Source organism: Paraglaciecola mesophila (genome assembly GCF_009906955.1).
Taxonomy (GTDB): Bacteria; Pseudomonadota; Gammaproteobacteria; order Enterobacterales; family Alteromonadaceae; genus Paraglaciecola; species Paraglaciecola mesophila_A.
Map to the genome: position 1 here is coordinate 3,698,995 of NZ_CP047656.1, position 24,643 is coordinate 3,723,637.

Annotated in this window: 28 protein-coding genes; 23 read left to right on the forward strand and 5 right to left on the reverse strand. The window is 44.2% G+C overall.

Features of this window, described 5'->3' with window-relative positions; genetic code table 11:
- The first annotated feature begins 32 nt into the window (after nt 1–32).
- The 19 genes from FX988_RS15840 to FX988_RS15930 all read left to right on the forward strand — a co-directional run bounded on the left by FX988_RS15840 (nt 33) and on the right by FX988_RS15930 (nt 15,926).
- Nucleotides 33–341, forward strand: a complete 309-nt coding sequence (locus FX988_RS15840) for a DUF2007 domain-containing protein (protein WP_160181088.1) — start codon at nt 33–35, stop codon at nt 339–341.
- Complete coding sequence (xerD, locus tag FX988_RS15845; protein ID WP_412761901.1) at nt 283–1,239, forward strand: site-specific tyrosine recombinase XerD; 957 nt, start codon at nt 283–285, stop codon at nt 1,237–1,239. The genes FX988_RS15840 and xerD overlap by 59 nt, the downstream gene beginning before the upstream one ends.
- Nucleotides 1,240–1,385: 146 nt before the next feature.
- Nucleotides 1,386–2,114: a bifunctional protein-disulfide isomerase/oxidoreductase DsbC gene (gene dsbC, locus FX988_RS15850; protein WP_160181090.1), complete on the forward strand. Its 729-nt coding sequence runs from the start codon at nt 1,386–1,388 to the stop codon at nt 2,112–2,114.
- Nucleotides 2,115–2,180: 66 nt separating this feature from the next.
- Nucleotides 2,181–3,899: a single-stranded-DNA-specific exonuclease RecJ gene (gene recJ, locus FX988_RS15855; protein WP_160181091.1), complete on the forward strand. Its 1,719-nt coding sequence runs from the start codon at nt 2,181–2,183 to the stop codon at nt 3,897–3,899.
- A gap of 99 nt (nt 3,900–3,998) precedes the next feature.
- Nucleotides 3,999–4,280, forward strand: a complete 282-nt coding sequence (locus FX988_RS15860) for a hypothetical protein (protein ID WP_007984985.1) — start codon at nt 3,999–4,001, stop codon at nt 4,278–4,280.
- 36 nt (nt 4,281–4,316) lie between these two features.
- Complete coding sequence (gene recO / locus FX988_RS15865) at nt 4,317–5,039, forward strand: DNA repair protein RecO (RefSeq protein WP_160181092.1); 723 nt, start codon at nt 4,317–4,319, stop codon at nt 5,037–5,039.
- Entirely contained in the window at nt 5,036–5,773 is a 738-nt protein-coding gene (gene pdxJ / locus FX988_RS15870; RefSeq protein WP_160181093.1) for a pyridoxine 5'-phosphate synthase, read from the forward strand. Before recO ends, pdxJ begins: the two co-directional genes overlap by 4 nt.
- 14 nt (nt 5,774–5,787) lie before the next feature.
- Nucleotides 5,788–6,168 carry a holo-ACP synthase gene (gene acpS, locus FX988_RS15875; RefSeq protein WP_007984978.1) on the forward strand — a complete coding sequence of 127 codons (381 nt, stop codon included), beginning with the start codon at nt 5,788–5,790 and terminating at the stop codon, nt 6,166–6,168.
- Nucleotides 6,169–6,441: 273 nt separating this feature from the next.
- Nucleotides 6,442–8,604: a GTP diphosphokinase gene (gene relA, locus FX988_RS15880; RefSeq protein ID WP_160181094.1), complete on the forward strand. Its 2,163-nt coding sequence runs from the start codon at nt 6,442–6,444 to the stop codon at nt 8,602–8,604.
- Complete coding sequence (gene mazG, locus FX988_RS15885) at nt 8,604–9,449, forward strand: nucleoside triphosphate pyrophosphohydrolase (protein WP_160181095.1); 846 nt, start codon at nt 8,604–8,606, stop codon at nt 9,447–9,449. The genes relA and mazG overlap by 1 nt, the downstream gene beginning before the upstream one ends.
- Nucleotides 9,450–9,610: 161 nt before the next feature.
- Nucleotides 9,611–9,913 carry a hypothetical protein gene (locus FX988_RS15890; RefSeq protein ID WP_160181096.1) on the forward strand — a complete coding sequence of 101 codons (303 nt, stop codon included), beginning with the start codon at nt 9,611–9,613 and terminating at the stop codon, nt 9,911–9,913.
- 109 nt (nt 9,914–10,022) lie between these two features.
- Nucleotides 10,023–10,610, forward strand: coding sequence for a CBS domain-containing protein (locus tag FX988_RS15895; RefSeq protein WP_160181097.1), 588 nt, complete (start codon nt 10,023–10,025; stop codon nt 10,608–10,610).
- Between the two features lie 320 nt (nt 10,611–10,930).
- On the forward strand, nt 10,931–11,359 hold the full coding sequence (rplM, locus tag FX988_RS15900; protein ID WP_006991012.1) for a 50S ribosomal protein L13: 429 nt from the start codon (nt 10,931–10,933) through the stop codon (nt 11,357–11,359).
- Between the two features lie 12 nt (nt 11,360–11,371).
- Nucleotides 11,372–11,764, forward strand: coding sequence for a 30S ribosomal protein S9 (rpsI, locus tag FX988_RS15905; RefSeq protein WP_006991013.1), 393 nt, complete (start codon nt 11,372–11,374; stop codon nt 11,762–11,764).
- Nucleotides 11,765–12,020: 256 nt separating this feature from the next.
- On the forward strand, nt 12,021–12,653 hold the full coding sequence (petA, locus tag FX988_RS15910) for a ubiquinol-cytochrome c reductase iron-sulfur subunit (protein WP_160181098.1): 633 nt from the start codon (nt 12,021–12,023) through the stop codon (nt 12,651–12,653).
- A gap of 1 nt (nt 12,654) precedes the next feature.
- Nucleotides 12,655–13,923 carry a cytochrome b gene (locus tag FX988_RS15915; protein ID WP_160181099.1) on the forward strand — a complete coding sequence of 423 codons (1,269 nt, stop codon included), beginning with the start codon at nt 12,655–12,657 and terminating at the stop codon, nt 13,921–13,923.
- On the forward strand, nt 13,920–14,654 hold the full coding sequence (locus FX988_RS15920; protein ID WP_160181100.1) for a cytochrome c1: 735 nt from the start codon (nt 13,920–13,922) through the stop codon (nt 14,652–14,654). Before FX988_RS15915 ends, FX988_RS15920 begins: the two co-directional genes overlap by 4 nt.
- A gap of 193 nt (nt 14,655–14,847) precedes the next feature.
- Complete coding sequence (gene sspA, locus FX988_RS15925; RefSeq protein WP_008302051.1) at nt 14,848–15,480, forward strand: stringent starvation protein SspA; 633 nt, start codon at nt 14,848–14,850, stop codon at nt 15,478–15,480.
- A 14-nt stretch (nt 15,481–15,494) separates the two neighbouring features.
- Entirely contained in the window at nt 15,495–15,926 is a 432-nt protein-coding gene (locus FX988_RS15930; protein WP_160181101.1) for a ClpXP protease specificity-enhancing factor, read from the forward strand.
- Between the two features lie 55 nt (nt 15,927–15,981).
- On the opposite strand, the gene dolP is transcribed toward FX988_RS15930, so the two are convergent.
- The 4 genes from dolP to FX988_RS15950 are packed head-to-tail and all read right to left on the reverse strand — an operon-like array spanning nt 15,982 to nt 19,546.
- A complete protein-coding gene (gene dolP / locus FX988_RS15935) occupies nt 15,982–16,560 on the reverse strand; it encodes a division/outer membrane stress-associated lipid-binding lipoprotein (RefSeq protein WP_160181102.1) in 579 nt (192 codons plus the stop codon).
- Between the two features lie 4 nt (nt 16,561–16,564).
- Complete coding sequence (locus tag FX988_RS15940) at nt 16,565–17,158, reverse strand: phosphoheptose isomerase (protein ID WP_160181103.1); 594 nt, start codon at nt 17,156–17,158, stop codon at nt 16,565–16,567.
- A 23-nt stretch (nt 17,159–17,181) separates the two neighbouring features.
- Nucleotides 17,182–17,556: a YraN family protein gene (locus tag FX988_RS15945; RefSeq protein WP_160181104.1), complete on the reverse strand. Its 375-nt coding sequence runs from the start codon at nt 17,554–17,556 to the stop codon at nt 17,182–17,184.
- Entirely contained in the window at nt 17,543–19,546 is a 2,004-nt protein-coding gene (locus tag FX988_RS15950; RefSeq protein WP_160181105.1) for a penicillin-binding protein activator, read from the reverse strand. Before FX988_RS15950 ends, FX988_RS15945 begins: the two co-directional genes overlap by 14 nt.
- Nucleotides 19,547–19,685: 139 nt before the next feature.
- On the opposite strand from FX988_RS15950, the gene rsmI reads away from it, so the two are divergent.
- The 4 genes from rsmI to FX988_RS15970 all read left to right on the forward strand — a co-directional run bounded on the left by rsmI (nt 19,686) and on the right by FX988_RS15970 (nt 23,234).
- Nucleotides 19,686–20,525 (forward strand): 16S rRNA (cytidine(1402)-2'-O)-methyltransferase, encoded by an 840-nt coding sequence (rsmI, locus tag FX988_RS15955; protein WP_160181106.1) that lies wholly within the window; start codon nt 19,686–19,688, stop codon nt 20,523–20,525.
- Nucleotides 20,526–20,597: 72 nt separating this feature from the next.
- The gene (locus tag FX988_RS15960) at nt 20,598–21,095 is read left to right on the forward strand and encodes a hypothetical protein (RefSeq protein ID WP_160181107.1); all 498 of its coding nucleotides are present in this window, start codon (nt 20,598–20,600) and stop codon (nt 21,093–21,095) included.
- Nucleotides 21,096–21,175: 80 nt separating this feature from the next.
- Nucleotides 21,176–21,829, forward strand: coding sequence for a 2OG-Fe(II) oxygenase (locus FX988_RS15965; RefSeq protein WP_160181108.1), 654 nt, complete (start codon nt 21,176–21,178; stop codon nt 21,827–21,829).
- A gap of 97 nt (nt 21,830–21,926) precedes the next feature.
- Nucleotides 21,927–23,234, forward strand: coding sequence for an alpha/beta hydrolase family protein (locus FX988_RS15970; RefSeq protein WP_160181109.1), 1,308 nt, complete (start codon nt 21,927–21,929; stop codon nt 23,232–23,234).
- Between the two features lie 120 nt (nt 23,235–23,354).
- Here FX988_RS15970 and FX988_RS15975 read toward each other — a convergent pair whose 3' ends face one another.
- The gene (locus FX988_RS15975) at nt 23,355–24,554 is read right to left on the reverse strand and encodes a dipeptidase (RefSeq protein WP_160181110.1); all 1,200 of its coding nucleotides are present in this window, start codon (nt 24,552–24,554) and stop codon (nt 23,355–23,357) included.
- Nucleotides 24,555–24,643: the final 89 nt, after the last annotated feature.

A 24,643-nucleotide genomic window follows, 5' to 3' on the forward strand; every position in this document is an offset into this window, starting at 1 on the left:
ACTGACTTTACTTACCCAGTTTATGAGACATGATGAAACTTTATACCAATAACGACCGCTTTATGGTGTGGCAGGTTAAGCAACTCCTTGATGAGCATAACATTCCATGCTTTATCAAAAATGAATTTGCCAGCGGCGCTATGGGCGAGTTGTCTCCTTTAGATTGCCAACCAGAAGTGTGGTTAAACGATGGCAGTTGGCAGCAACGGGCCGAACTACTCATCGACCAAATGGAAACTCAGACGTCGGTTGAGTGGGAATGCTCCGCCTGCGGTGAAACCAATGGTGGTAATTTTGAGGTGTGTTGGCAATGTGGGCAGGAAACGCACATTGACCAGTAAGCCTGAAGATCGCGTTGTAATAGAACAATTTTTAGATACGATATGGTTAGAAAAAGGGTTAAGCGAAAACACCCTTGAAGCCTATCGTAGCGACTTGACTAAATTCAGTGATTATCTGAACAAGCATCTGTCTCGCACTCACTTGCTTGATATTCAAACTGAAGATATTAATCAGTATTTGGCTCATCGTTATGACAGCGGGTTAACTGAGCGTAGCAGCGCGCGATGTTTAAGCAGTTTGCGGCGCTTTTCTGGTTACATGCTAGCTCACGGCCTGCGTGAAGATGACCCTGTAAGCCGAATGCAAAATCCGAAGCTCAGCAAGCCCTTACCTAAAACGCTTTCTGAGCAACAAGTCGATGACTTACTCAACGCTCCACAAACGGGTGACCCGATTCATTTGCGTGATAAGGCAATGCTGGAAGTCTTGTATGCCACGGGATTGAGGGTCACAGAGTTAGTAACATTACGCGTCGGACAATTGAGTATTTCACAAGGTGTGGTCAGAGTGACCGGCAAAGGGAATAAGGAACGTTTGGTTCCCCTAGGTGAAGAAGCATTAGATTGGTTAACCAAGTACCTAAAAGAGGCAAGAGGAGCATTGCTGAGAAACGAAAGTGACGTATTGTTTCCTAGCAATCGCGGTACGATTATGACGCGGCAAACGTTCTGGCACCGAATAAAATTTCACGCCGCACAAGCTAACATCACCAGTGACCTGTCTCCTCATACTTTGCGTCATGCGTTTGCAACGCATTTGTTGAATCACGGTGCTGATTTGCGTGTTGTGCAAATGTTGTTAGGGCACAGTGATTTGTCCACTACGCAAATATACACCCATGTTGCCACTGCTCGCTTGCAAGAGTTGGTAGCAAACCATCATCCTAGAGGGTCATAAGCCGCGGCCAGATCGGCAGTCAATAGTGTGAGTAATTGTGTCGTGCTCTTGGTATCGCTACCATTAGCAGTTAACATTGGGCCACAAAAATGAAATTATTTTTCCCAGTTAGGGTCTTATCTTTATCCGTTCAAATTGGAATTTATATGAAATATCGTGTGTTATTACTGGCTGCGTTTACCTTCTTATCAGTTAGCTCTGGCATGAGCATGGCAGCAGACAACAATCAAAACCTTGATAGTGTTAAACAAAAAATTCAAATGTCGTTAGGGATGCAAGTCACGTCAATTGGTGATGCGCCTGTCCCTGGACTACTGCAAGTACAAACCGACAAGGGGCTGTTTTATACCAGCGATGACGGCAAATACTTTTTGCAAGCCCGTATCTTCAATTTAGATGAAGGAATGCGCAATGAAACTGAAACAACATTAACCAAAATGCGTATTGATGGCATTGAGCATTTCAAAGACTCAGTGATTGAATACAAAGCTGACAAAGAAAAATATGTGGTGAATGTGTTTACTGATATTACCTGCGGGTATTGCCGTAAGTTGCATAACCAGATGGAAGAATATAACGATTTGGGGATCACAGTACGCTACTTAGCCTTTCCTCGCGCAGGTATAAACAGTAAACCATATCAAGACATGGTGTCAGTTTGGTGCGCTGCCAATCCGCAAAAAGCCCTAGATGAAGCAAAAGGGGGTGAAAACGTAGCCAAAGCAAGTTGTTCAAACCAAGTGGCAGAGCAATATAATTTTGGGCAGAGCGTGGGCGTAAACGGTACACCAAATATTATTTTACCTGATGGTAGCGTTGTGCCTGGCTATCAACCCCCAGAAAAGTTACTGCAGGCAATACAACACGCGTCATAAGATTTTAAGCAGGAGTCACACTCCTGCTTTTCCTTGTTTTTAGTGTAATCAATCTAGAGTAAGTTTGTGCAAATACGCCGCCGTTCCCCCGTTTCTGTTGAGCATTTACCCGACTCAATCAATCCTACCTTAAAGCAAATTTATGCCACCCGCGGCATAACATCTGAGCAACAGTTGGAGCGAAGTGCTAAAGCGCTTTTGCATTACAAAGACATGTCAGGTGTGGGCGAGGCCGTTAGGATATTGGCCGATGCGTTAGCACAGAGTAAGCGGATTATTATCGTGGGAGACTTCGACGCCGATGGCGCCACAAGTACGGCGTTAAGTATGCTCGCGTTAGGTATGATGGGCTGTAAAAACCATGACTACTTGGTACCAAATCGCTTTAACTTTGGCTACGGACTTAGCCCGCAAATTGTTGATGTTGCTCATGAGCAAGGTGCTCAGGTAATTATGACCGTAGATAATGGCATTGCCTGCTTTGCTGGTGTTGAGCGAGCAAAAGAATTAGGGATAACAGTGCTGATCACAGATCACCACCTAGCCGCAGAAACCTTGCCCATCGCCGATGCAATCGTCAACCCGAATCAACCAAACTGTGCATTCATGTCAAAGAATTTGGCTGGGGTAGGCGTAGCATTTTATTTAATGCTCGCACTCAGAGCCCATTTGCGCAGTGTCGATTGGTTCGCCCAGAATAATATTGAGGTCCCAAATTTAGCTGACCTGCTCGATATTGTCGCCTTAGGGACCGTGGCTGACGTGGTGCCCCTGGATGAAAACAACCGTATTTTAGTCCATCAAGGATTACTGCGTATTCGTAGTGATAAATGCCGACCAGGTATTCAAGCGTTAATTGAAGTCGCTGGGCGCGATAAACGTAAAATGGTCGCCTCTGATTTAGGCTTTGTTATTGGTCCAAGGTTAAACGCCGCTGGTCGGTTAGACGACATGTCCATGGGTATTGAGTGCTTACTAACTGACTCAGATTACAAAGCCAAACAAATCGCGGTTGAATTAGACAGCCTAAATCGTGAGCGCCGCGAAATCGAGCAATCCATGCAGCAAGAGGCGGTTACTGCTCTTGATAGTTTGCAGTTGTCAGAGCAAGACATGCCCCATGGTTTGGTATTGTATCAAGCTGACTTCCATCAAGGCGTGATAGGTATATTAGCTGGGCGGATTAAAGAAAAGTATTTTAGACCGACCATTGCCTTTGCCCATCAAGACGATGAGATTATCAAAGGATCAGCTCGCTCAATACCGGGTGTACATATTCGTGATTTGTTGGAAGAACTCAGTACTCGATACCCAGGCCTTATCATCAAATTTGGCGGCCATGCGATGGCGGCAGGCTTGAGCATTGAAGTGGCTAAGCTAGAAGAGTTCAAAAAGCGCTTTATTCAGCTTGCACAAGAGCATTTAGCGGGAAAACCCCTTGCAGGTGAGCTTATTTCAGACGGCGAGTTACCCGCACAGGCGTTGACGTTAGAGTTCAGTCAGTTACTTAAGGATGCTGGGCCTTGGGGGCAAGGTTTTCCTGAGCCTCTTTTTGACGGTCAATTTGAATTGGTCGAGCAACGTATTGTAGGCCACAAACACCTAAAAATGATGCTGCGCATGCCGACTGGAAAGCTAATCGATGCTATCGCATTTAATGTTGATACTCAGATGTGGCCAAATGAACAGTGCAAGCATGTTGAATTAGCGTACAAACTAGATATAAATGAATTTCGCGGGCGCACATCGTTGCAGTTTTTGGTTGAGGGGTTAAATCCGCTGTGACGTCACTGTACGAGGCTTTGTGAGCCGCAAGAGGCTGGTTATCGTTTTGTCTTCGCTGTGGTGCTATTATATCCGCTCTTAGGCAAACAGGGCGCAATAATGGCAAAAAAATCGGAAATCGATAAGCTGCTGAGCAAGCATGATAAGTTGACCCACTCTGAAGACATGACGGTAGAATCTCATGTACAGCGCAACGAAGATCAATGGTTTGTAAATACCTTGATGATCAAAGGCTATGAGGTGCCGTTTCGCTTTCGCCGTAAGAAGCAATATAAGAACCTTGCAGGTGCTCGGGTTAATTTAACGTATTACCCAATAACTGAAGAGGTGGCTGGATTTCCTTTTGAAGCAATGAAAGTCGTTAGGATCAAGGTTTCTTAACACTCTCTTATTTTCCCTGCAATTAAAGAGCATTTTGTGGCAACTGAACAACTAAACGGTTTTGTATTGCACAGGCGCGCTTATCGCGAAACGAGCTTTCTGATTAATTTTTTCACCATGGAAAATGGTAAGGTTTCGGCCATAGTCAAGGGCGCGCGAGGGGCTAAGAGTGACAAGAAAAGTATGCTTCAACCTTTTCAACCACTACTCGTAGCGGTTTCTGGTCGTTTCGAACTGAAAAATTTGCAGCAAGTGGAATCCACTGGTGCCATGTTAAGGTTGTCAGGGCAGGCCTTATATTGCGCTTTGTATTTAAATGAAGTGTTGAACCGCGTGTTAGCAGATGATATTCCCCACCCTGAAATATTTGCCTTATATCAACAAAGCTTACACGCCCTAGTTAGCAGCAAGCATTTTGAGCCCATATTGCGTAGTTTTGAATTAGGCCTACTTGATGCATTAGGTTATGGCATCGATCTTACCCACGACGCAGATACCGGACAGCCACTTGCTGAATCGGGATATTACCGAATACAAGCTGAGTTGGGTTGTATATATCAGGGAGATATTCGTTTGTCAGGGAGCTTCTTAGGAAGTAGCTTATTAAAAGTGGCTAGTGAGTATTGGGATGCTGAGAGTCTACAAGTCGCTAAAATCATCACCCGTAAAGCGCTCGGTGAACTGTTAGGCAGCAAGCCATTGATGAGCAGAGAGTTATTTAAACAAACCCATTTTAGATCCAAAGGGAGAGAGCTTTGAGAGACATTCTTTTAGGGGTCAATATCGACCATATCGCGACGTTAAGAAATGCCCGAGGTACTCAGTACCCTGATCCCGTGCATGCCGCTGATATTGCTGAGCGTGCAGGGGCAGATGGGATCACTGTGCACTTGCGTGAAGACAGGCGTCACATTGTTGATAGAGATGTCGCCTTGTTGCGTCAAACGATTAACACCCGGCTAAATTTAGAGATGGCTGTGACTGATGAAATGCTCGACATTGCACTAAAAACGAAACCGGAATTTTGTTGTTTAGTGCCGGAAAAGCGGGAAGAGTTAACCACTGAAGGTGGCTTGGATGTAGCGGCAAATCAGCAGAAAATTGCTCAAGCATGTAAACAACTTGCTGAAGCAGGTATTTTGGTTTCCTTGTTTATAGATGCCGACTTCGCTCAAATTGATGCGGCTGTTGCATGTAACGCCCCCTACATTGAAATTCACACGGGCCAATATGCTGAAGCAAAAAACGAGGTTGAGCAGGAAGCTGAGTTAGCAAAACTTGTGGCTGGCATTGAGTATGCTGACGCCAAGGGATTGAAAGTTAATGCGGGGCACGGTTTGCATTACCATAACGTCAAACCGATTGCCGCGATTGGGCAAATTATCGAGCTTAATATTGGCCATGCCATTATTGCTCGTGCTGCGTTTGACGGTTTGGACAAAGCAGTAGCAGACATGCGTCGCTTAATGTTAGAAGCACGTTCTGGGCGCTGAATTGGAGAGTGACAATGGCAGTAATGGGATTAGGTACAGATGTCATTGAAATATCGCGCATCGAAAAACAATTACAACGGTCGAATCGGTTGGCGCAACGTATATTGACCGCTACCGAATTGGCGATATTTGATGAGCACTCGTTTCCTGCGCGTTATCTGGCAAAGCGTTTTGCTGCAAAAGAAGCTGCGGTAAAAGCGTTAGGTATAGGGATCGGAAACGGGATTAGTTTTCAAGACGTAGAGGTACATAACTTACCTTCGGGTCAACCTTTTTTACGCTTCTACGCAAAGTTTGCGCAAATTTGTGAACAGCGCAATATTACCTCCAGTCATATATCTATTTCTGATGAGCAACAATATGCTGTGGCGACGGTTATTTTAGAATCACCGTAACGATTATGCGATTTTTTGGTGCGCCTAGGTAATAAGGCGCACCAAAACAGCAGTATTTACATTAATAAGTGAATATTTTTGCTAGTATTATTGTTCATCATTGGTAAATTTCGATTGTAAATTGATACAACGCTAGCGAATGTAACTAGTTTATTGTAGATCTTTTAGAACTAAGCCTTTTCGATAAAGTTGGCGCATTTACTGTATGTAATTATCATTTTTCAGCCTAGGCAAATGCGTGGGTTTTAACGCTATTGAGTACAAGGATACGTTATGGTTGCTATCCGCAAAGTCCATGAATCCAAACGGCCTCCTTTTGACGAGTGGTTAGATTCTCTATCCCTTTCTGACGAGTGCAAGCATAAGCTTAGAGAAGTCTCTGACACGCCGGAAATCCTGTTGGTAGGACAGGAAATGGTGGAAATTCTGCATGAATTACATATGGATGATGAAACGCTTCAAGCATCGCTTGTCTATCCTTACTGCCAAACCCACGAATTAACCGAAGCGCAAATAGAAGAGCGTTTTGGCCCGGGAATTCAAAAGCTCATCACAGGCGTTAGGCGCATGGATGCAATTAAATCTTTGCATACCAGAGCAAACAGCACGAGAAAAAACGACGAAGAACAAATAGATAACGTACGACGTATGTTACTTGCCATGGTGGAGGATGTGCGTGCCGTGGTGATTAAACTCGCCGAGAGAATTTGTGCTCTGCAGCAAGTCAAAACCCAAGATGAAGAAACCCGTGTTCTAGTGGCGCGTGAGTGTTCAAACATCTATGCGCCGCTTGCGAACCGGTTGGGGATCGGCCAGTTGAAATGGGAATTGGAAGACCTGTCGTTTCGTTATTTACGCCCAGAAACCTATATGCAAATTGCCAATTTGTTGGATGAACGTCGAACAGATCGCCAACAGTACATTGAAGATTTTGTGCAAGAGCTTCAGGCTGCGCTAGACGCACAAAATATTAAAGCTAAGGTGTATGGTCGACCCAAGCATATTTATAGTATCTGGAAGAAGATGCAGAAAAAGCACCTTAGTTTTGAACAGTTATTCGATATTCGCGCCGTGCGGGTCATCGCAGATCGTTTGCAAGATTGTTATGGTGCTTTAGGGGTAGTGCATTCAAATTGGCAGCACATTCCTCGAGAGTTTGATGATTATATCGCCACCCCCAAACCGAATGGTTATCAATCTATCCATACGGTGACGCTGGGAAAAGAAAATAAAACAGTAGAGATTCAAATTCGCACTGCCCAAATGCATCAAGATGCTGAACTAGGTGTTGCCGCACATTGGCGTTACAAGGAAGGCACCAGCAGCAGTCGCTCTGGCTACGAAGAGCGTATTAATTGGTTGCGTAAAATTCTGTTGTGGCAGGAAGAAGTCGCTGAGTCAGGGGATTTGGTCGAAGAACTGCGCAGCCAAGTGTTTGATGATCGCGTTTATGTCTTTACGCCCAAAGGGGATGTGGTCGATTTACCACTTGGCTCAACCCCATTAGATTTCGCTTATTACATTCACAGTAATGTGGGTCACAGATGTATTGGGGCAAAAGTAGGTGGGCGAATTGTGCCATTTACTTATGAGTTGAGGACAGGCGATCAGGTTGACATTTTGACCGGAAAAGAGCTTAACCCCAGTCGTGACTGGATGCATCCTGGACTGGGCTACGTTCACTCGTCACGTGCACGAGCGAAAATTCATACCTATTTTAAAAAACAAGACAAAGACAAGAACCTTGCAGCGGGTAAAGAGATATTTGAGCGTGAATTACAAAAAGCCGGTATCGATAGCAAAGACATCGCTCAAGCCTGCACGCGCTATAACATGAACACCGCAGATGATTTGTATGCCGCCATTGGCGCAGGTGATATTCGCTTGATGCAAGTGGTGCACTATTTACAACAACTGCATGTGCCTCCCACTGAGATTGACCCAAGAATCAAGCCCAAAAAACCGCAATCGAGCAAGTTTAAGAAAGACACAGTTGTGGTAGAAGGGGTCGGTAATTTGATGACCCAAATTGCTGGTTGTTGCCAGCCATTGCCAGGTGAATCGATTCAAGGGTACATAACGCAAGGACGTGGGGTGAGCGTACATAGAGAAGACTGCGACCAATTAAGTCACTTACTTGAACAGCACCCAGAACGTGAAATAGATGTGGATTGGGCGAGTAACATTAATGCGTCATTTCAAACTTATGTGCAGGTATTTTGCAGCGACAGAGACGGCTTATTGCGAGACATCACTACGGTTTTAGCCAATGAAAAGGTAGGGCTGTTAGGCGTCAATAGCGCCAGTGACGTCAAGTTTGGTATGGCGCGTATTTCCTTGCGCTTAGAGCTGAAAGATTTAAAAAGCCTGTCCCGGGTGATGGGCCGAATCGAAGGCATTAAAGGTGTGTCTATGGTTCAGCGTACGGATAATTAATGAGCCGTTTTATGCCTCAAGATAAGAAAGATAGCGCCTGTACCTCTAATGAAAGTGCATTAAGCGAGTTACTTACCATTATGCGCACCTTACGTGATCCTAAGCATGGGTGTAACTGGGATCAACAGCAGACGTTTGCCAGCATAGTGCCCTATACCATCGAAGAGGCCTATGAAGTTGCCGATGCTATTGACACAGGAGACATGACAGAGATTCGTGATGAATTAGGAGATTTACTCTTTCAAGTCGTCTTTTATGCACAAATGGCAGAAGAGCAAAAAGCCTTTGCTTTTGAAGATGTAATGCGGGGAATATCGGCTAAGTTACGTCGCAGGCATCCACATATTTTCGCGGATGAAAGTGGCAAGGTCGCACCGGCTGAAAAGGGACAATGGGAGAAGATAAAAACGCAGGAGCGTGAGGCCGCGGGTAAGTCCGCAGACAATAGTATTTTAGCCCACGTGCCTAAAGGGATGTCGCCTCTGATCCGAGCACAAAAGCTTCAGCAACTGTGCGCAAAATCGGGCTTCGATTGGCCAGAGCTACAGCCAGTATTGGACAAGTTGCATGAAGAAATTGAAGAGGTGATGGTTGAAGTTGATGCTCCTAACCCGGAGCAAGCCGCGATTGAGGATGAAATCGGCGATGTGCTTTTTTCTGTGGTGAATTTGGCTCGTCACGTCAATGTGGATGCGCAAACTGCTCTGCGTAAAGCATCAAATAAATTCGAGCAACGCTTTAGGCAAGTTGAGCGTATCGCCCAGCAAAAGGGACAAGAGGTTCATGAAACAAGTCTAGATGAGTTAGAAACTTTTTGGCAGCAGGCGAAAGAACTTTCCAAGTGAACGATGGCCTAAAGAGCAGTACCGAAAATAAATCGCTTTGTTGCTCCTTGTTACAAACTTTGATTTCACTTTTTGGTCACTCGGTGTAGATTTAAGTTGAGTATACAAACTCTTAATATTTCCGTTTGTGAGGTGTTGCGTTTAATTAATCGCATTTGATTATGAATAAGTTTCTTGTCCTGTTATTACCTTTGTTGTTCTCGTTACTCAGTGTTGAGGGACGAGCAGCGAGCAGTGGCAATGTCAATATCGAACGCAGTGCGTTGTTATCTGACGCATTTGAATATCAAGCATTGCAATTATCCCAAGAAGCAGATGATCGCGATGAGCACTTCTATATTGGTTTTACTGCACCTAAACAACCCAATAAAACCAAGCAAACTGGTTACATTAACTGTGGCCAGCCTTCATTTCGTTCCACGTACGACACTAGCAGTATTAGAGCGCCTCCTTCCGCTGGTTAATTTATCCACCGTTCGGTTCACGCATTGCTCACGGCAATGGTGTAAATAAATTAATTTAAGAAGAATCTTAATGTGGTATATCCCAGCATTAAGGTTTAGGAAGAAGATCATGAAAAATATAGCCCTTTACGAACTAAACCAATTAGATGAATTAGCTTGGCCTGAAACCTTTCAAGGTATTAGCTTAGAATCGCCAGCGACCTCTGTATTTACCGATTTCAAAAAAACGAAACCGATAGTTATTCAAGCCGATACGCCTATTTCTGAAGTGGAACAGCGTATGATTGAAGAAAAAGTGCGTCTTAAAATTGTTTTAGACGCTAGCAACAAATTTATCGGTGTTATCAGCCTAGATGATTTAAACGACCAGGAGAAAATCAAGCGTATCGCGTCAGGTATTGAAAGACCTGATCTTTGCGTGCGTCACTTTATGCGGGGTAAAGAAGATTTAAAAGTCATCTTATACCGAGAGTTGCAACGCTCGAGTGTTGGGGACGTGGTAGAAATGCTTAAAACCAACGGGTTGCAACATTGTTTGGTGGTTGATAGTGAGGAGCATCAAATACGTGGCATTGTATCGGCTAGTGATTTAGCCAAAGGTCTAGGTATCGCGATGAATTTAAGCGTAAGCCCAAGCTTCTTTGACATATTCAACGAAGTCTATAGTGAAGCGCCTTTATTTAAGGCATACGGATAGCAAAAATTTGCTGTGGATCTTGCGCCTTTGCAGAGGATTTGTTCCGAGGCAAATCCCCTGCAATGCCCGTTGCTCTTAGCAAATTGTGATTATTTTTCTTGATAACGCTTAATAAAAATGCACAATTTCTGCTCGCGTTTAATAAAAACATCTGTATAATTCGCGCCCTGCCCAGTTACACCCACTTTGGGAAAGTGGAAGAATCATACGACTCGAAGGGGTCATGGTATTGATTTTAGCGGTTTCTGTGGTTGCAAACTTCGGTTTGAAATATCAGAAACAACGTAACATTTAGACATATATTTTTTGGGTAATATTAGATGAAAACTTTTGTTGCAAAACCTGAAACGGTAAAACGTGAATGGTATGTGGTAGACGCCGCAGACAAAACACTAGGTCGCTTAGCGACTGAAATTGCTAGCCGTTTACGCGGAAAGCATAAGCCTGAGTACACACCACATGTGGACACAGGGGATTACATTGTTGTGATCAACGCAGAGAAAGTAGTTGTTACCGGCAACAAAGCTAAAGGTAAAATGTACTACTCTCACACTGGTTACCCAGGCGGTCTTAAAGAGACTAACTTTGAGAAGTTACAAGCCTTCAAGCCAGAGATGATCATTGAAAAAGCGGTTAAAGGTATGTTGCCAAAAGGTCCTCTTGGACGCGATATGTTCCGCAAAATGAAAGTCTTCGCTGGTCCTGAGCATAAACACGCTGCTCAACAGCCTCAAGTCTTAGACATTTAAGGAGCATAGAAAATGGCAGATACTCAATACTACGGCACTGGTCGCCGCAAAAGCTCTACCGCTCGTGTTTTCCTTCGTGCAGGTAGTGGTAACATCGTTGTTAACAAACGTCCTCTAGATGAATTCTTTGGTCGTGAAACAGCACGAATGATAGTTCGTCAACCACTTGAGTTGGTTGAGATGACTGAAAAATTCGATCTTTACGTCACTGTAGCTGGCGGCGGAATCAGCGGCCAAGCTGGCGCGATTCGTCACGGTATCACTCGTGCGTTGATGGAATTTGATGAAACACTTCGTCCTTCTCTACGTAAAGCTGGTTTCGTAACCCGCGATGCACGTAAAGTTGAACGTAAGAAAGTGGGTCTACACAAAGCGCGTAAGCGTCCACAATTCTCAAAACGTTAATCGTTTTACGAATTCGAAACCCGGCTATTTGCCGGGTTTTTTTTGGCTGTTATTTGGCCAAAATGCCGTCATGTACGATTTTCCCCCTTAAGTCTCGGTATTTCTTCGTTTTATTGACGAATTCCTTGTATTTATTGTGGGTTTTCTTTTATCATTTTCGGTTAATGACAAAACTATAACTTCTTTTAGTGCGTAAGCCATTTAAAGCTTTTTTTGCAAAGAAGTGTGAGCAAATTCAACCCTCGGAGATTATTGGATGAGCAATGTATCATTAGATGCGAATGATTCGTCTGTTACCGAAAACCAACCGCAAGACAATAACCGACGTCGCTTTTTGACTGTCGCAACGTCTGTTGTCGGTGGAGTCGGTGTTGCAGGTGCTGCTATACCTTTCATCGGGTCATGGAACCCAAGCGTGAAAGCACGAGCAGCGGGTGCAGATGTAGAAGCAGATATAAGTAAAATCGAACCTGGGCAGCTTATACGCGTCATTTGGCGTAGTAAGCCAGTTTGGATCACCAGACGTACACCCGAATTACTTGAATCATTGACCCAAATTGATGATTTGTTGAAAGATCCTAACTCTGAACAAGATCAGCAGCCTGAATTCGCTCGTAATTCATATCGCTCGATTAAACCTGAGTACTCGGTGCTGGTCGGTATTTGTACTCACTTAGGTTGCTCTCCTCAACACCTGAAAGACGGTGCGTTTGAAGAATACGTAGAAGGCGTTCCAGAAGGTTTCCACTGCCCGTGTCACGGTTCAAAATTTGATATGGCCGGCCGTGTATTTAATAATGTTCCTGCACCTCTTAACTTGGTTGTTCCACCGTATATGTACATAGATGACAACACCATCTTGATTGGTTCCGAAGAAGGGGCAGCATAACATGTTCAAAAATTTAATGGATTGGATTGAATATCGCTTACCCATTATGCGTGTGGCTAACATGCATGCGATTCAATACCCTGCACCACGCAACATGAACTTTTGGTATGTGTTTGGCTTTTTAGCCACCATCGTACTAGTGAATCAGTTGGTAACTGGTATCTGGCTGACCATGAGTTTTGAGCCTTCCGCTGAACGTGCTTTCGCTTCAGTTGAATACATCATGCGAGATGTGGAATATGGCTGGATACTGCGTTATATGCACAGTACAGGGGCCTCAGCTTTCTTTATTGTGGTTTACCTGCACATGTTCCGTGGGATGATTTATGGTTCTTACCAGAAACCACGTGAGCTACTGTGGTTATTTGGTATGTTCATTTACTTGGCGCTAATGGCTGAAGCTTTCATGGGGTATGTTTTACCTTGGGGACAAATGTCATATTGGGGCGCACAGGTAATCGTATCTTTGTTCAGTGCTATTCCAGTTATTGGCCCAGACTTGGTTGTTTGGATCCAAGGTGACTACGTAATTTCAGGGGCAACATTGAATCGATTCTTCGCTTTACATGTTATTGCCTTACCGCTTGTTATCGTTATCTTGGTGTTTTTACATATTGTGGCACTTCATGAAGTGGGCTCAAACAACCCTGATGGCACCGACGTTAAGCGCAAGAAAGGTTCGTTGTCAGAAGAAGAAAAGACTAAGTTTAAGATGCATGAGTACTACACAAGTAAGTACGATATTGTCGATGACATTGTGCCTTTCTTCCCACACATTGTATTAAAAGATCTGGTTGCGTTTAGCTTGTTCTTGATTGCGTTCTGTTACGTCATGTTCTTTAACCCAGGAATGGGTGGTTATTTCTTAGAGCATCCAAACTTTGAAATTGCGAACCCGCTTAAAACACCTGAGCATATTTTCCCAGTTTGGTACTTCACGCCTTTCTACGCCATTTTGAAAGCTGTACCGCATAAACTCGGCGGTGTTATTTGTATGTTCGCGGCAATTGTAGCCCTTGCATTGCTTCCGTGGATTGACCGAGGACGTGTTAAATCTTGGCGTTATCGCTGTGGTTTGCATCGTTGGAACCTGATCGTGTTTGCAGGTGTGTTTATCTTCCTAGGTTACTTAGGTGGTACACCACAAGAAGCGTGGAAAGTTATCGCTTCGCAAATTTTGACCATAATGTATTTCGGCTTCTTCTTCTTACTGTGGATTTACAGTAAGAATGAAAAAACGAAGCCAGTTCCAGCGAGGATTACAGGATGAAGAAGTTAATACTCGTTTTAGCATTTTTATTGCCTAATGCAGTATTTGCAGCCAGTAGTGGTGTCCATTTAGACACGGCTAACTATGATTTAACAGATAAGGCCTCGTTACAAAACGGTGCCAAACTCTTCCAAAATTACTGTTTAGGTTGTCACCAAATGCAGTACCAACGCTATCAGCGTGCGTTTGCCGATTTAGGCATTCCCGTTGAGCTTGGTCAAGAAAACTTGCAATTCACTGGCGAAAAACCAGGCGAGTTTATTAAGAACGGTATGCCTTCTGAGTCGGCTGCTAAGTGGTTTGGTGCTCCACCACCAGATTTAACCTTGGTTGCACGTGTACGAGGCGCTGATTGGTTGTATACCTACTTACGCACTTTCTACGTTGATGAAAGTCGCCCATTTGGTGTGAACAACATAGTGTTTCCAGAAGTGGGAATGCCTCATGTGTTGCAAGAGCTACAAGGTGTGCCGCGCAAAACAACTGAGCAGCATATGGTTGACGGAGAAATGGTTGATCGTTATGTGGGTATCAAGTCTGATGGTACGGGGGAGTTAAGTCCAGAAGAATATGACAGCGCTGTTTTAGACTTAGTGAATTATCTCGTTTATACCGGTGAGCCTTCACGTCTAGAGTCTGAAAGTATCGGCCGTTGGGTATTGGTCTTCTTGTTGGTATTCTTTGTACTTATTTACTTGCTCAAGAAAGATTATTGGAGAGATGTGCATTAATTCAACAAAAGTTAATGTATAATCCGCAAAATTTTAAGGGGCTCAGCGCCCCTTTCTTATCACTGGTAGATTAATTTACCGTTTTGCTATTAATATGTCCTTATTTGAGGCGTTAACATAGTGATAATTGGGTTTTCTGCGTGTTTTGAATGAAATAAAGACAGCAGAAAATCTGAATTTAGGAGGAAGCTTAATGGCTGTAGCCACAAATAAACGTTCTATCATGACGTTGTTCTCAGACACCATTGATATTTATAGTCATCAGGTACGTATCGTACTTGCTGAGAAAGGTGTGGGAGTTGAAATCAGCTATATTGAGAAGAACAACCTGTCTGAAGATTTAATTGATTTGAATCCATATGGCACAGTTCCCACCTTGGTAGATAGAGAGCTAGTGCTTTATAATTCTCATATCATCATGGAATATTTGGATGAACGTTTTCCTCACCCTCCATTGATGCCAGTATACCCTGTATCTCGTGGACAAAGTCGTTTGACTATGCATCGTATTCAGAATGATTGGTACGTACTAGCAGAGCAAATTCTAGCGGGTAAAGGCGATGTAGCAACTGCGCGTAATGAGTTACGTGAAGCCTTGTTAAGCTTAGCGCCATTGTTTGCCGAAACCCCTTTCTTTATGAGTGAAGAGTTCAGTTTGGTTGATTGCTACCTAGCACCGCTATTGTGGCGTTTACCTTCGCTTGGTATCGAATTGACTGGAAATGGCGCGAAAGATGTACGTACTTACATGAATCGTATTTTTGAAAGAAGTTCGTTCAAAGCCTCTTTGACCGACCAAGAACGCGAAATTCATAACCCTCTTTAGTGGGAAGTGACATTATGACATCAAATCAACCTTATTTACTCCGCGCATTCTATGAATGGATCGTGGATAACAATTTGACGCCCTACATTGTGGTTGATGCGCATGTATCAGGTACCTTGGTGCCCCAAGAACATGTACGCGATGGTCAGATAGTGCTTAACGTGTCTCCTGCATCCTGTGGCAAGTTATTGCTGGGAAATGAGGAAATAACCTTTGACGCTCGTTTTGGCGGTGTACCACGCAGTATTGTTGTGCCTTGTAAGGCCGTCTTGGCCATATATGCTAAAGAAAATGGTGCGGGTACAGTGTTTACACCGGAAGATGATTTTGAGGATGATGGTAGTGATTTAATGCCGACCCCAGTTCAATCCTCGGATACACCTGATCCCAAGCCGACACCGAGTAAAGGTAAAAAAGGCAAGCCCAATCTAACGATTGTTAAGTAAGTTAGCCGAGACGAAAGCTAAAAAGGTGCCAAATGGCACCTTTTTAATGTTCGGATTATAAATACTCAAATGCTTTTATGACTTGTTTTACGCCGTCAATATTACGCGCTATTGTCGCCGCGATTTCTGCTTCCTTAGTGCTCACTAAGCCCATCAAAAAGACTTCTGAATTTTCTACCGCAACGTGAATATGAAAACCATCAATACGTTTATCGGCCACTAAGTTCGCTTTAATTTTTGATGTTAACCACACGTCGTGAGTTGTCGTACTTGCTGATACCGGAGAGCCCAAACGAATTTGGTTGTGTAGTTTTTCAATGTTTTTGACTGATGTAGCAGCGACTTGTGCTTGATTAATTAGCGTTTCACTAGGCGCTTGACCGACTAACAGTACAGAGCCATTAAACACATGAACGTGGATATTGGCTTGCTCGTCAATCGCTTTATTATCAGATAAGGCAATAGATATGCGGCTAGATACGGTCTTATCGTCTAGTTGGGTCCCCAAAGAGCGACGATCGTGAGCGGCCGAAGCTGCCCCTACACCAGCGCCTACCACTAAGGCTGCACAGCCTTGTAAAAGAGTAAGCGCTAACAAGGCGCCGATGAGTAATTTAGCTTGGTAATTTAACACGTCATTATTCCTGTGAGGTTTCTGGAAATAGGCAATCGTCTATTCCTTCGCATAAGTTATGAATAACTAAAAGGTGTACTTCATGAATACGTACCGCTCTACTTGACGGGACTCTAATTTCAACATCGTTAGGGCCAAGTAAGCCGGCCATTTCCCCGCCGTCTTGGCCGGTTAATGCAACAATGGTCATATCTCTGCTCAACGCGGCTTCCATGGCACTAACCACATTTCTTGAGGCACCAGTGGGTGATATGGCGAGTAGAATGTCTCCTGCCTGCCCTAGGGCGCGGACCTGTTTGGAAAACACTTCATCATAACTGTCGTCATTTGCGATTGAGGTAATGGTGGATGTATCTGTACTTAGGGCGATAGCGGGTAAGCTCGGCCTTTCTCGTTCATATCGGTTTAGCATTTGGGATGAAAAGCTTTGTGCATGCGCCCCAGAACCGCCATTGCCACAGCTAAGAATTTTATTTCCGTTGATAAGGGCATTGACCATCATTTGTGTTGCAAGGGCAATTGGCTCTGGTAATTCTTCTAATGAGGCAATCATGGTTTGAATGCTCTCAGTAAAATTCGCTTTAACGCTTTCTAACATTCGTACTCCAATACGAGAGGTGGTTATACATATTTTAACCAACTGATTTTATCATCGTTATTACTTAATACATCTATGCCGACTATATCAATTCTGTGGGCGATTAACGAAGGGTTAAGCTGATTGTCGAGCATGTAATGCTGAATGGCTGACTCAAACTTTTTTCTTTTATGTGGATGAAAAAATTCTACTGCGCTACCAAATTGTTGGCCGCTGCGAAATTTTACCTCAACAAAGACCAGCTCTTGCCCATCACGCATAATAATATCAATTTCACCGCTTCGGCATCGGTAATTTTGTGTTACAAGGGCTAACCCTTGTTGCTGTAAATAGGTTAGTGCGCGAGCTTCACCCAGCGCACCTTTGCTCAGTGAGCGTAAAGGGTTAGTCCATGGCAAGTGGAGTGATCCTATCTTGTGCAACCTTCGCCCAGGGTAAGACGCGATGAATTTCGCCGTCAGCGCTAATACTTAAATCACCACTTAGTCCTTGAACAGATGCAATGGGTAAAAGTTTTAAGTGGCGTAACTTAGGCACTAGATTGTAGGCGTCATAGCCTAAAGCGAATAAGCGTAATAGGTTATCCTGGCTTTGTGGCCATAATGCTCGTACGTCTTTCGCCAGCGTTGACCAAGGGTTATTTGGCATCATCCAAGGCATATCAATAAATGTAAGGTTACGTAAATCTCGTATACTGTTTTTAGTCAGCTCAAGGGTGTAGCTTCTTGACGAAGCAAAAACAGAGATTTCACGGGCCGCAAAAGGGCTCAAGCTTGACTCAATAATCGGATTAAGTAGTTCAGTTTGTTCAGGGTTCGCAAATAGAATAATTGCATCCACATCTCGCCGGTTTCGCTCCACTGCATACACTTCGGTAGTGGTAAGTAACTCAATCTGTCTCACTCTTTGGCGGCTTTGCGCGACGTCCAACAATTCAGATACGAGCTTGCGCATGTTTTTGCTGTCGGTGAAGGTGCCTGTGGCAGGCGCAACGTAGTCTTGCTGTTGCCCGTTGTGTTGCCATTGCTCAACAAACGCGTCCGACATACGTTGAGTGGTGCTGGTGTCAGCTGCTAAGACGATTGGATGACGAAAGCCTAACGTATGGATATGTTTTGCTAATTGAATCGCTTCATCTTCTGGAGCAAGAGAAAAGTAAAAAACCTCAGGTGCGCTGTTTTGTGACAGGTCATTGCTGAGGATTGGGTCTGGCTGTGATGGTGGCTGTGCAGACAATATATCGCTGCTTGTCGTGTTTTCAGCCGAATCCGCTGGGCTTTCATCTAAGTCCGCTAGGCTTGAATCAGGCAAATTGCTGACTATTGAGTCAATGCGGTTTAACGCTAAAACAGACTTATCTTTTGGAAGTAAAGTAATGAGCTTAGCTATTTTTTCTTTTAATAAAGGGCCTATAATCACATCAAAATCAGCCACTAGCTCTTTTAACTCTTCAGGTGTTTTTAAGGCAGAGTCGAAAAACTGTAACTCTGGACTGGTAAGTGGGGCTTCGTTTCCTAACCCGCTAGGCGCATTTAACTGTGCTAAATAAGCGGCTACGACGCCATCCTTAATCGCATTGCCCTGACTTGCTAGACGTCCAGTAAGTGGAAGTAATACCGCTAAGCGTTTGGGGGAAATCGCTTTTCGCGTCATAGCGCTTAGTAATGTATCAGGCAATATGGCCGCCAACGGATGAGAGTTATGCTTGGCTTGCCACTGGCTTACCTGAGAGTTGAGTTTTTCAGGAAGGGTCCCTTGCTGCTGAACAATCGTCTTGAGTTCGATCCATGATTTTAGTCTAGGCTCATTGATTACAGCCTGCTTTTCTTGTTTACTCGTTAGGTTACCTATAGCGTGCCACAAGCGTAAGCTATGCTCTTGGTCTAGATTACCTGCAGCTATCAAGTTTTCACTTGCTGCCAGCCAAGCGTGCTGGTGCTCGTCAATACGTGCTTGCAACGCACTGATTTGAGCAGGAGGGAGCTGACTTTTGGACAACCTAGTCATTAGTTTCTGCGCTTGTGCAACTGCAGGAGTAGGTAACTGCATATAACATTGTGCAAGTAACAACTGGGCTTGAGGCTGATGATCTGGATGGATAAGCTCTGGTGTTAAAATATTAAGTAGCTTGATACTGGCATTGCAGTTTTTTTCTTGTTGGAGCGTAGCCGCAGCCTGTAACAATAAGCTGTTACGTTGGGTTATGTCCCCGCTGGCCTCATAATGACGTTGCGCTTGGTTTAGGTAATATTGACTGTTAAGCTCTTGGTTAGGCTGCACTACCTTAGTATCTGGGCGTTTTACCGTGTGTTTTTTGTTTGGCGTATCCGCGCACGAGGCCATAAAAACGACTAGGCTAACAACCACTACCGACCTGATTAATTTCATTAAAAGTGCACTCATCTAACATCTTGATAATTCGCCCGTTAGTTTATACCAACGCTGACAAATATCTACCTGCTGAGAACGTAGGGAAACGGGAAGTTACAAGGTAAAATAGCGATAACATTGTTAAAAGGCTTACATAGTGGCAGATTTCGGAAGTTTGTTTATTGTTCCAACGCCGATTGGAAATTTAGAAGATATTACCCTACGGGCAATTCGAACTTTAAAAGAAGTGGATTTGATTGCCGCTGAAGACACGCGTCATAGCCAAAAGCTCTTGCAGCATTTTGCTATTTCAACGCGCTTAATTTCTTTGCATGACCACAATGAAAGCCAGCGGGCAACGCAGCTCATTGAAAAGCTGCAGCAAGGGACGAATATCGCACTAATTTCAGATGCGGGAACCCCGCTAATAAGTGATCCTGGGTACGGATTAGTGAATCAGTGTCGAGCGAATAACGTAGAGGTTATTCCATTGCCAGGCCCATGTGCCGCCATAACCGCCTTAAGCGGGGCGGGGCTGGCAACTGATAGATTTCGCTTTGAAGGCTTTTTGCCCGCAAAACAACAAGCCAAGGCTCAAGTACTTGAGTCTATCGAACGTGAAACAGCAACTAGCGTATTTTATGAGTCTCCACGAAGAGTCGCCGATACCTTGCAAGCTATCGTTGATGTACTAGGCTGTGAACGCCGGGTTGTGTTAGCCAAGGAGTTGAGTAAGGCGTTTGAGACTTTTTACTCAGGCAGCGCAGGTGAGGCACTTCAATGGCTCCATGCAGATTCGAATCATCAGCGCGGAGAGTTCGTGTTAATGGTTGCTGGACATAAAATGGATGTTAATGATATTCCAGAAGAGGCATTGAAGTTGCTTAAACTCTTGATGGCCGAACTGCCTCCTAAGAAAGCCGCTGCAGTTGTTGCTCAGCAATATGGCCTGAAAAAGAATACGCTATATCAAATGGGTCTAGCGTTTGATCAGTAACCCCCTGTTCATAGAAACGAATTTAAACAGATAGTGTGACGAAGATCGTTGCCGCAATTGGAGTTTATTTTAGTGCGTAGTAGCGTGAATTCGCCTATTATCCTCGACATTGAGGCCAGTGGGTTTGGAGCTAACAGCTATCCCATCGAGGTGGGTGTCGCGATGGACAATGATACGCGTTTTTGTCGTCTTATTCGCCCGCAGACTGATTGGCAACATTGGAGCGAAGAAGCACAAGGTCTGCATGGGATCAGTCGCAGTATGTTGCTTGAAAAAGGTGCACCGGTGCAACAAGTGTGTATTGAACTCAATCAACTTTTATATGGGAGAACAGCATATTCCGACGGCTGGGTGGTCGACAGCCCATGGTTATCACGCCTATATGAAAGTGCAGGCATGCGCATGGCTTTTGAGTTGAGCCAGTTAGACCTAATTTTGAATGAACGACAGATGGATAACTGGCACGAAACAAAATCGCGTATTTTGTCTCAAACCAAAGCGAAACGTCATCGCGCAAGTCATGATGCAGCGATTATTTTACAAACTTATCTAGCGACACGAAACTTATAAACTTACATGCCAATGATTGGCATCTCTCTTAGTACTTAACCCCATGGCCGCTGAGCCACTTCATTAGGATTTTATACTCGATGCAAACACACGATGCAGGCTGCTTAGACGAGCAGGTGATCGCGCATATCTGTGAACAACTCACGATCACTGGTTATTGTGTCGTTCAAGATTTTTTACCTCAATTAGTGATAAATGCCCTATACCTTGAGGCATGCAGTGACCAGCGTCTCAATTTCAAACAAGCGGCTATTGGGAGAGAGCAACTTCAACAAGTGAATACCAATGTACGTAGTGACAGCATTGCATGGATAACCGGTCAAAGTGAATCTCAAGGCTTGTTTTTGAAACTTATGGAAAATTTGCGCATAGAAATTAATCGTCGATTATTTCTCGGCCTATTCGATTACGAAAGTCATTATGCGCATTATGGCCCCGGGGATTTTTACAAACGTCACGTGGATGCCTTTAAAGGAAGCAGCAATCGCTTACTCAGTAGTGTTGTTTATTTAAATGCGGATTGGACCGAAGCTGATCAAGGTGAGTTACTCATGTTTCATGATGAAGAAGTATCACCATTTTTGATAGTAGAGCCTATTTTCAACCAATGTGTCATTTTTTTGAGTGAACAATTTCCCCATGAAGTCCGCGCGGCTAAACGGGATCGCTACAGTATCGCTGGTTGGTTTCGAACGAATAACAGTATTGGTGGGCAAATCGATCCCCCGCGTTAGTACCCGCTGTCGACTTATTGATGATTGCGTTAAATCATACAAATAATATAACTTCGGGTGATGTGAACAAAATGTGTTAATTAGGACAAGAGACTCCATGAAAATGAACATCAACAGTAAAACACTCGTTGCATTCATCAGCGTCGCAATGAGTATTACTGCAAGTGCTACCGCCGCGCCAACCCCAGAACAGTTATACACCAAACAACTACCCATAACCCCAGAGTTAGCATTGCCAGGGCAGTACACAGTTGGTGTGAAAACCCTTGACGTTGTGCATGAAAAACAACTTAATACTCAGGATTTCACCTCACAGGTTGATCGTCCCTTAACATTAGAAGTGTGGTATCCGGCACAATCTCAAGCGGCTACAACACAACAGGCTAGCTATGAAAATGTCACTCGGCTACACAAGCCTTTTAGCCTTGAGGGAACGGCGCATAGAGATGCCCAACCGAAAAGTGACGGGGCGTATCCGCTTGTGGTGTTATCTCATGGTTATACGGGCTATCGTACGATTATGTACTATCTTGGTGAACACTTAGCCAGCCATGGTTATGTGGTTGTTGGCATTGATCATACTGACTCAACAACCCAAGATGTTGACTTTGTGAACGCTGGCTTTTCTGGGTTTCCGAGTACGCTAATTAACCGTGCACGGGATCAGCAATTCGTGCTCGACTATTTTAGCCAAGATAATTCCGATATTGCTCACATTACCAATACTAATGATGCCGCCGTGATTGGATATTCTATGGGCGGCTATGGGGCAATAAACACCATTGGTGCCTGTTACGACTTTCACCAACAGGGCTTGCAGCGTTTAGGTTTTCCGGAGGATGCAGCCAGACAATTGATGCCTGTGTTTAATAGCTGTGCCGCTGGCAGAGAGTCTGTTGATCCACGTTGGAAAGCCATGATTGCCTATGCTCCTTGGGGCGGCGAAACATCAGTGCACAGTGCGAAATCGATGAATGAAATAACGGTTCCTAGCTTGTATGTAGCAGGGGACCAAGATGATGTGTCTGGTTATGAAAAAGGCGTTAAAAAGCTATTTGAACAAACCGGCAGCGAAAATAAATATTTAATGGTCTATGAAAATGCACGTCATAATATCGCGCCTCACCCAGCGCCAAAAGTCGCTTACGAAACTGACGCGGATTTAGGTCACTACATTGAACCAAGTTGGAATAACGAGCAGCTTAATCGGATAAATGAGCACATGAGTTTGGCGTTTTTAGATTGCTTCGTGAAAAAAGATGACGGCAAATGCGCTTACCTCCCTCAGCGTGACAATGCTACTCAGGTAAAAGATGCCGACGGCAAGCTGACGAAGGCATGGCCAGGGTTTGCAGACAGATGGGCTACAGGTATTCGTTTTTATCGAGGGGAAAACGCCAAGTAGTTATTATACTAATTCCAGTAAATAATTATCCGCTTGGCAACAATTTAAAGATACTTATCAAGAGCCACAAAAAAGCCCGTTCGTAGCACTAAACGGGCTTTTTTAGTGATTGATTAAACGTTAATGCTTCGCGGCGTAGTCTTCAACGGCTTGCCAAACACGTAAAAAGTTACCACTTAATATTTTTTTAATGTCAGCTTCTGAATAATCACGATCCATCAAACCTTGTACTAAATTCGGATAGGTGGATACGTCCTTTAGGCCTTCTGGTAGTGAGTCACCCACACCGTCATAATCAGAACCAATGCCCACATGGTCAATTCCAATTAGTTTTACTACGTGGTCAATGTGATCAAGGACAGTATCTACATTTGCAAAGGGAAAGGGATTTTTTGCAATGTATTCTTCATCAAACGCGGCGACAAGGGGGCTGTCCTCGCCTTCTTTATCCACCAATGCCTTGCGCTTGGCTGTCATTTGGTTGCGCCAATTCTGCGAAAGTTTGCTCACAAACGTTGAGCCGAAATTGATTTGTATCACCCCGCCATTTTCACCTAGAGCTTTGATCATGTCGTCGTCCATGTTGCGCTCAAAACCCGGTGTGAATTTGCGCAATGATGAGTGAGAAGCAATAACAGGCACCTTGCTAATGTCGATAGCTTGATAAAATGCCTGATCTGATACATGAGAAATATCTACCATAATGCCGATATTGTTCATTTCGGTGACAAGGGTTTTACCGAACGGACTTAATCCTTTCCATTTACGGCGTATATCGTAGGACGAATCGGCAATATGGTTACTTTGTGAGTGGGCAAGGGTGATATAACGAATCCCCCGCTCATAGAATGTCTTCAGATTGTCTAAATCACCTTGAATAGGAGATCCATTTTCCATGCCCATAGGTAGTGAAATCAAGCCTTGTTCAAACTGGCTTTTAACATCCGCTACGCTTTTGGCTATGGCAAACTTATCTGGCGCTCGGCCAACAATCGCTTCAACATAATCAATTAATTTGTGGGCCAAGGCCGTGGACTCATCTGAATCATCTAAGCTTGCCGGCACATAAATAGACATAAAAGGGGCATTTAAGCCACCTGCCTTTGCCCGCGGGTAGTCAAAATCACCGTCTTCGGTGGCTTTAGTGACGTCTACCCATTGCTCGTTGACGCGATAGGGAACATCAATGTGTGAATCGATGAGTATCGTGTCTTGAGTTAGCTGAGTTGCTTCTTCAGAGGCTTGATAAGCTCCGTGCACCGAACTGGAAAAAGCCAGCGTACAGGCAATGAATAATGCAGTTTTGTGTAAGGTTTTCATGTCGTTCCTTTGATTATACTTTTTATAATATGACTGTTTGAGGGCAAATCGTTTTGTACACACGGAGGAAAGTGGTGTGTATATGGATG

Coding starts and splice junctions, on each gene's coding strand:
- FX988_RS15940 (WP_160181103.1), bottom strand. CDS start 17,158: ATGTTAGAAAGCGTTAAAGCGAATTTTACTGAGAGCATTCAAACCATG.
- sspA (WP_008302051.1), top strand. CDS start 14,848: ATGGCTGTAGCCACAAATAAACGTTCTATCATGACGTTGTTCTCAGAC.
- dsbC (WP_160181090.1), top strand. CDS start 1,386: ATGAAATATCGTGTGTTATTACTGGCTGCGTTTACCTTCTTATCAGTT.
- FX988_RS15950 (WP_160181105.1), bottom strand. CDS start 19,546: ATGAAATTAATCAGGTCGGTAGTGGTTGTTAGCCTAGTCGTTTTTATG.
- FX988_RS15970 (WP_160181109.1), top strand. CDS start 21,927: ATGAAAATGAACATCAACAGTAAAACACTCGTTGCATTCATCAGCGTC.
- FX988_RS15965 (WP_160181108.1), top strand. CDS start 21,176: ATGCAAACACACGATGCAGGCTGCTTAGACGAGCAGGTGATCGCGCAT.
- petA (WP_160181098.1), top strand. CDS start 12,021: ATGAGCAATGTATCATTAGATGCGAATGATTCGTCTGTTACCGAAAAC.
- FX988_RS15975 (WP_160181110.1), bottom strand. CDS start 24,554: ATGAAAACCTTACACAAAACTGCATTATTCATTGCCTGTACGCTGGCT.
- FX988_RS15840 (WP_160181088.1), top strand. CDS start 33: ATGAAACTTTATACCAATAACGACCGCTTTATGGTGTGGCAGGTTAAG.
- mazG (WP_160181095.1), top strand. CDS start 8,604: ATGAGCCGTTTTATGCCTCAAGATAAGAAAGATAGCGCCTGTACCTCT.
- FX988_RS15895 (WP_160181097.1), top strand. CDS start 10,023: ATGAAAAATATAGCCCTTTACGAACTAAACCAATTAGATGAATTAGCT.
- rplM (WP_006991012.1), top strand. CDS start 10,931: ATGAAAACTTTTGTTGCAAAACCTGAAACGGTAAAACGTGAATGGTAT.
- FX988_RS15915 (WP_160181099.1), top strand. CDS start 12,655: ATGTTCAAAAATTTAATGGATTGGATTGAATATCGCTTACCCATTATG.
- FX988_RS15890 (WP_160181096.1), top strand. CDS start 9,611: ATGAATAAGTTTCTTGTCCTGTTATTACCTTTGTTGTTCTCGTTACTC.
- rpsI (WP_006991013.1), top strand. CDS start 11,372: ATGGCAGATACTCAATACTACGGCACTGGTCGCCGCAAAAGCTCTACC.
- FX988_RS15930 (WP_160181101.1), top strand. CDS start 15,495: ATGACATCAAATCAACCTTATTTACTCCGCGCATTCTATGAATGGATC.
- xerD (WP_412761901.1), top strand. CDS start 283: ATGGTGGTAATTTTGAGGTGTGTTGGCAATGTGGGCAGGAAACGCACA.
- acpS (WP_007984978.1), top strand. CDS start 5,788: ATGGCAGTAATGGGATTAGGTACAGATGTCATTGAAATATCGCGCATC.
- FX988_RS15920 (WP_160181100.1), top strand. CDS start 13,920: ATGAAGAAGTTAATACTCGTTTTAGCATTTTTATTGCCTAATGCAGTA.
- relA (WP_160181094.1), top strand. CDS start 6,442: ATGGTTGCTATCCGCAAAGTCCATGAATCCAAACGGCCTCCTTTTGAC.
- FX988_RS15860 (WP_007984985.1), top strand. CDS start 3,999: ATGGCAAAAAAATCGGAAATCGATAAGCTGCTGAGCAAGCATGATAAG.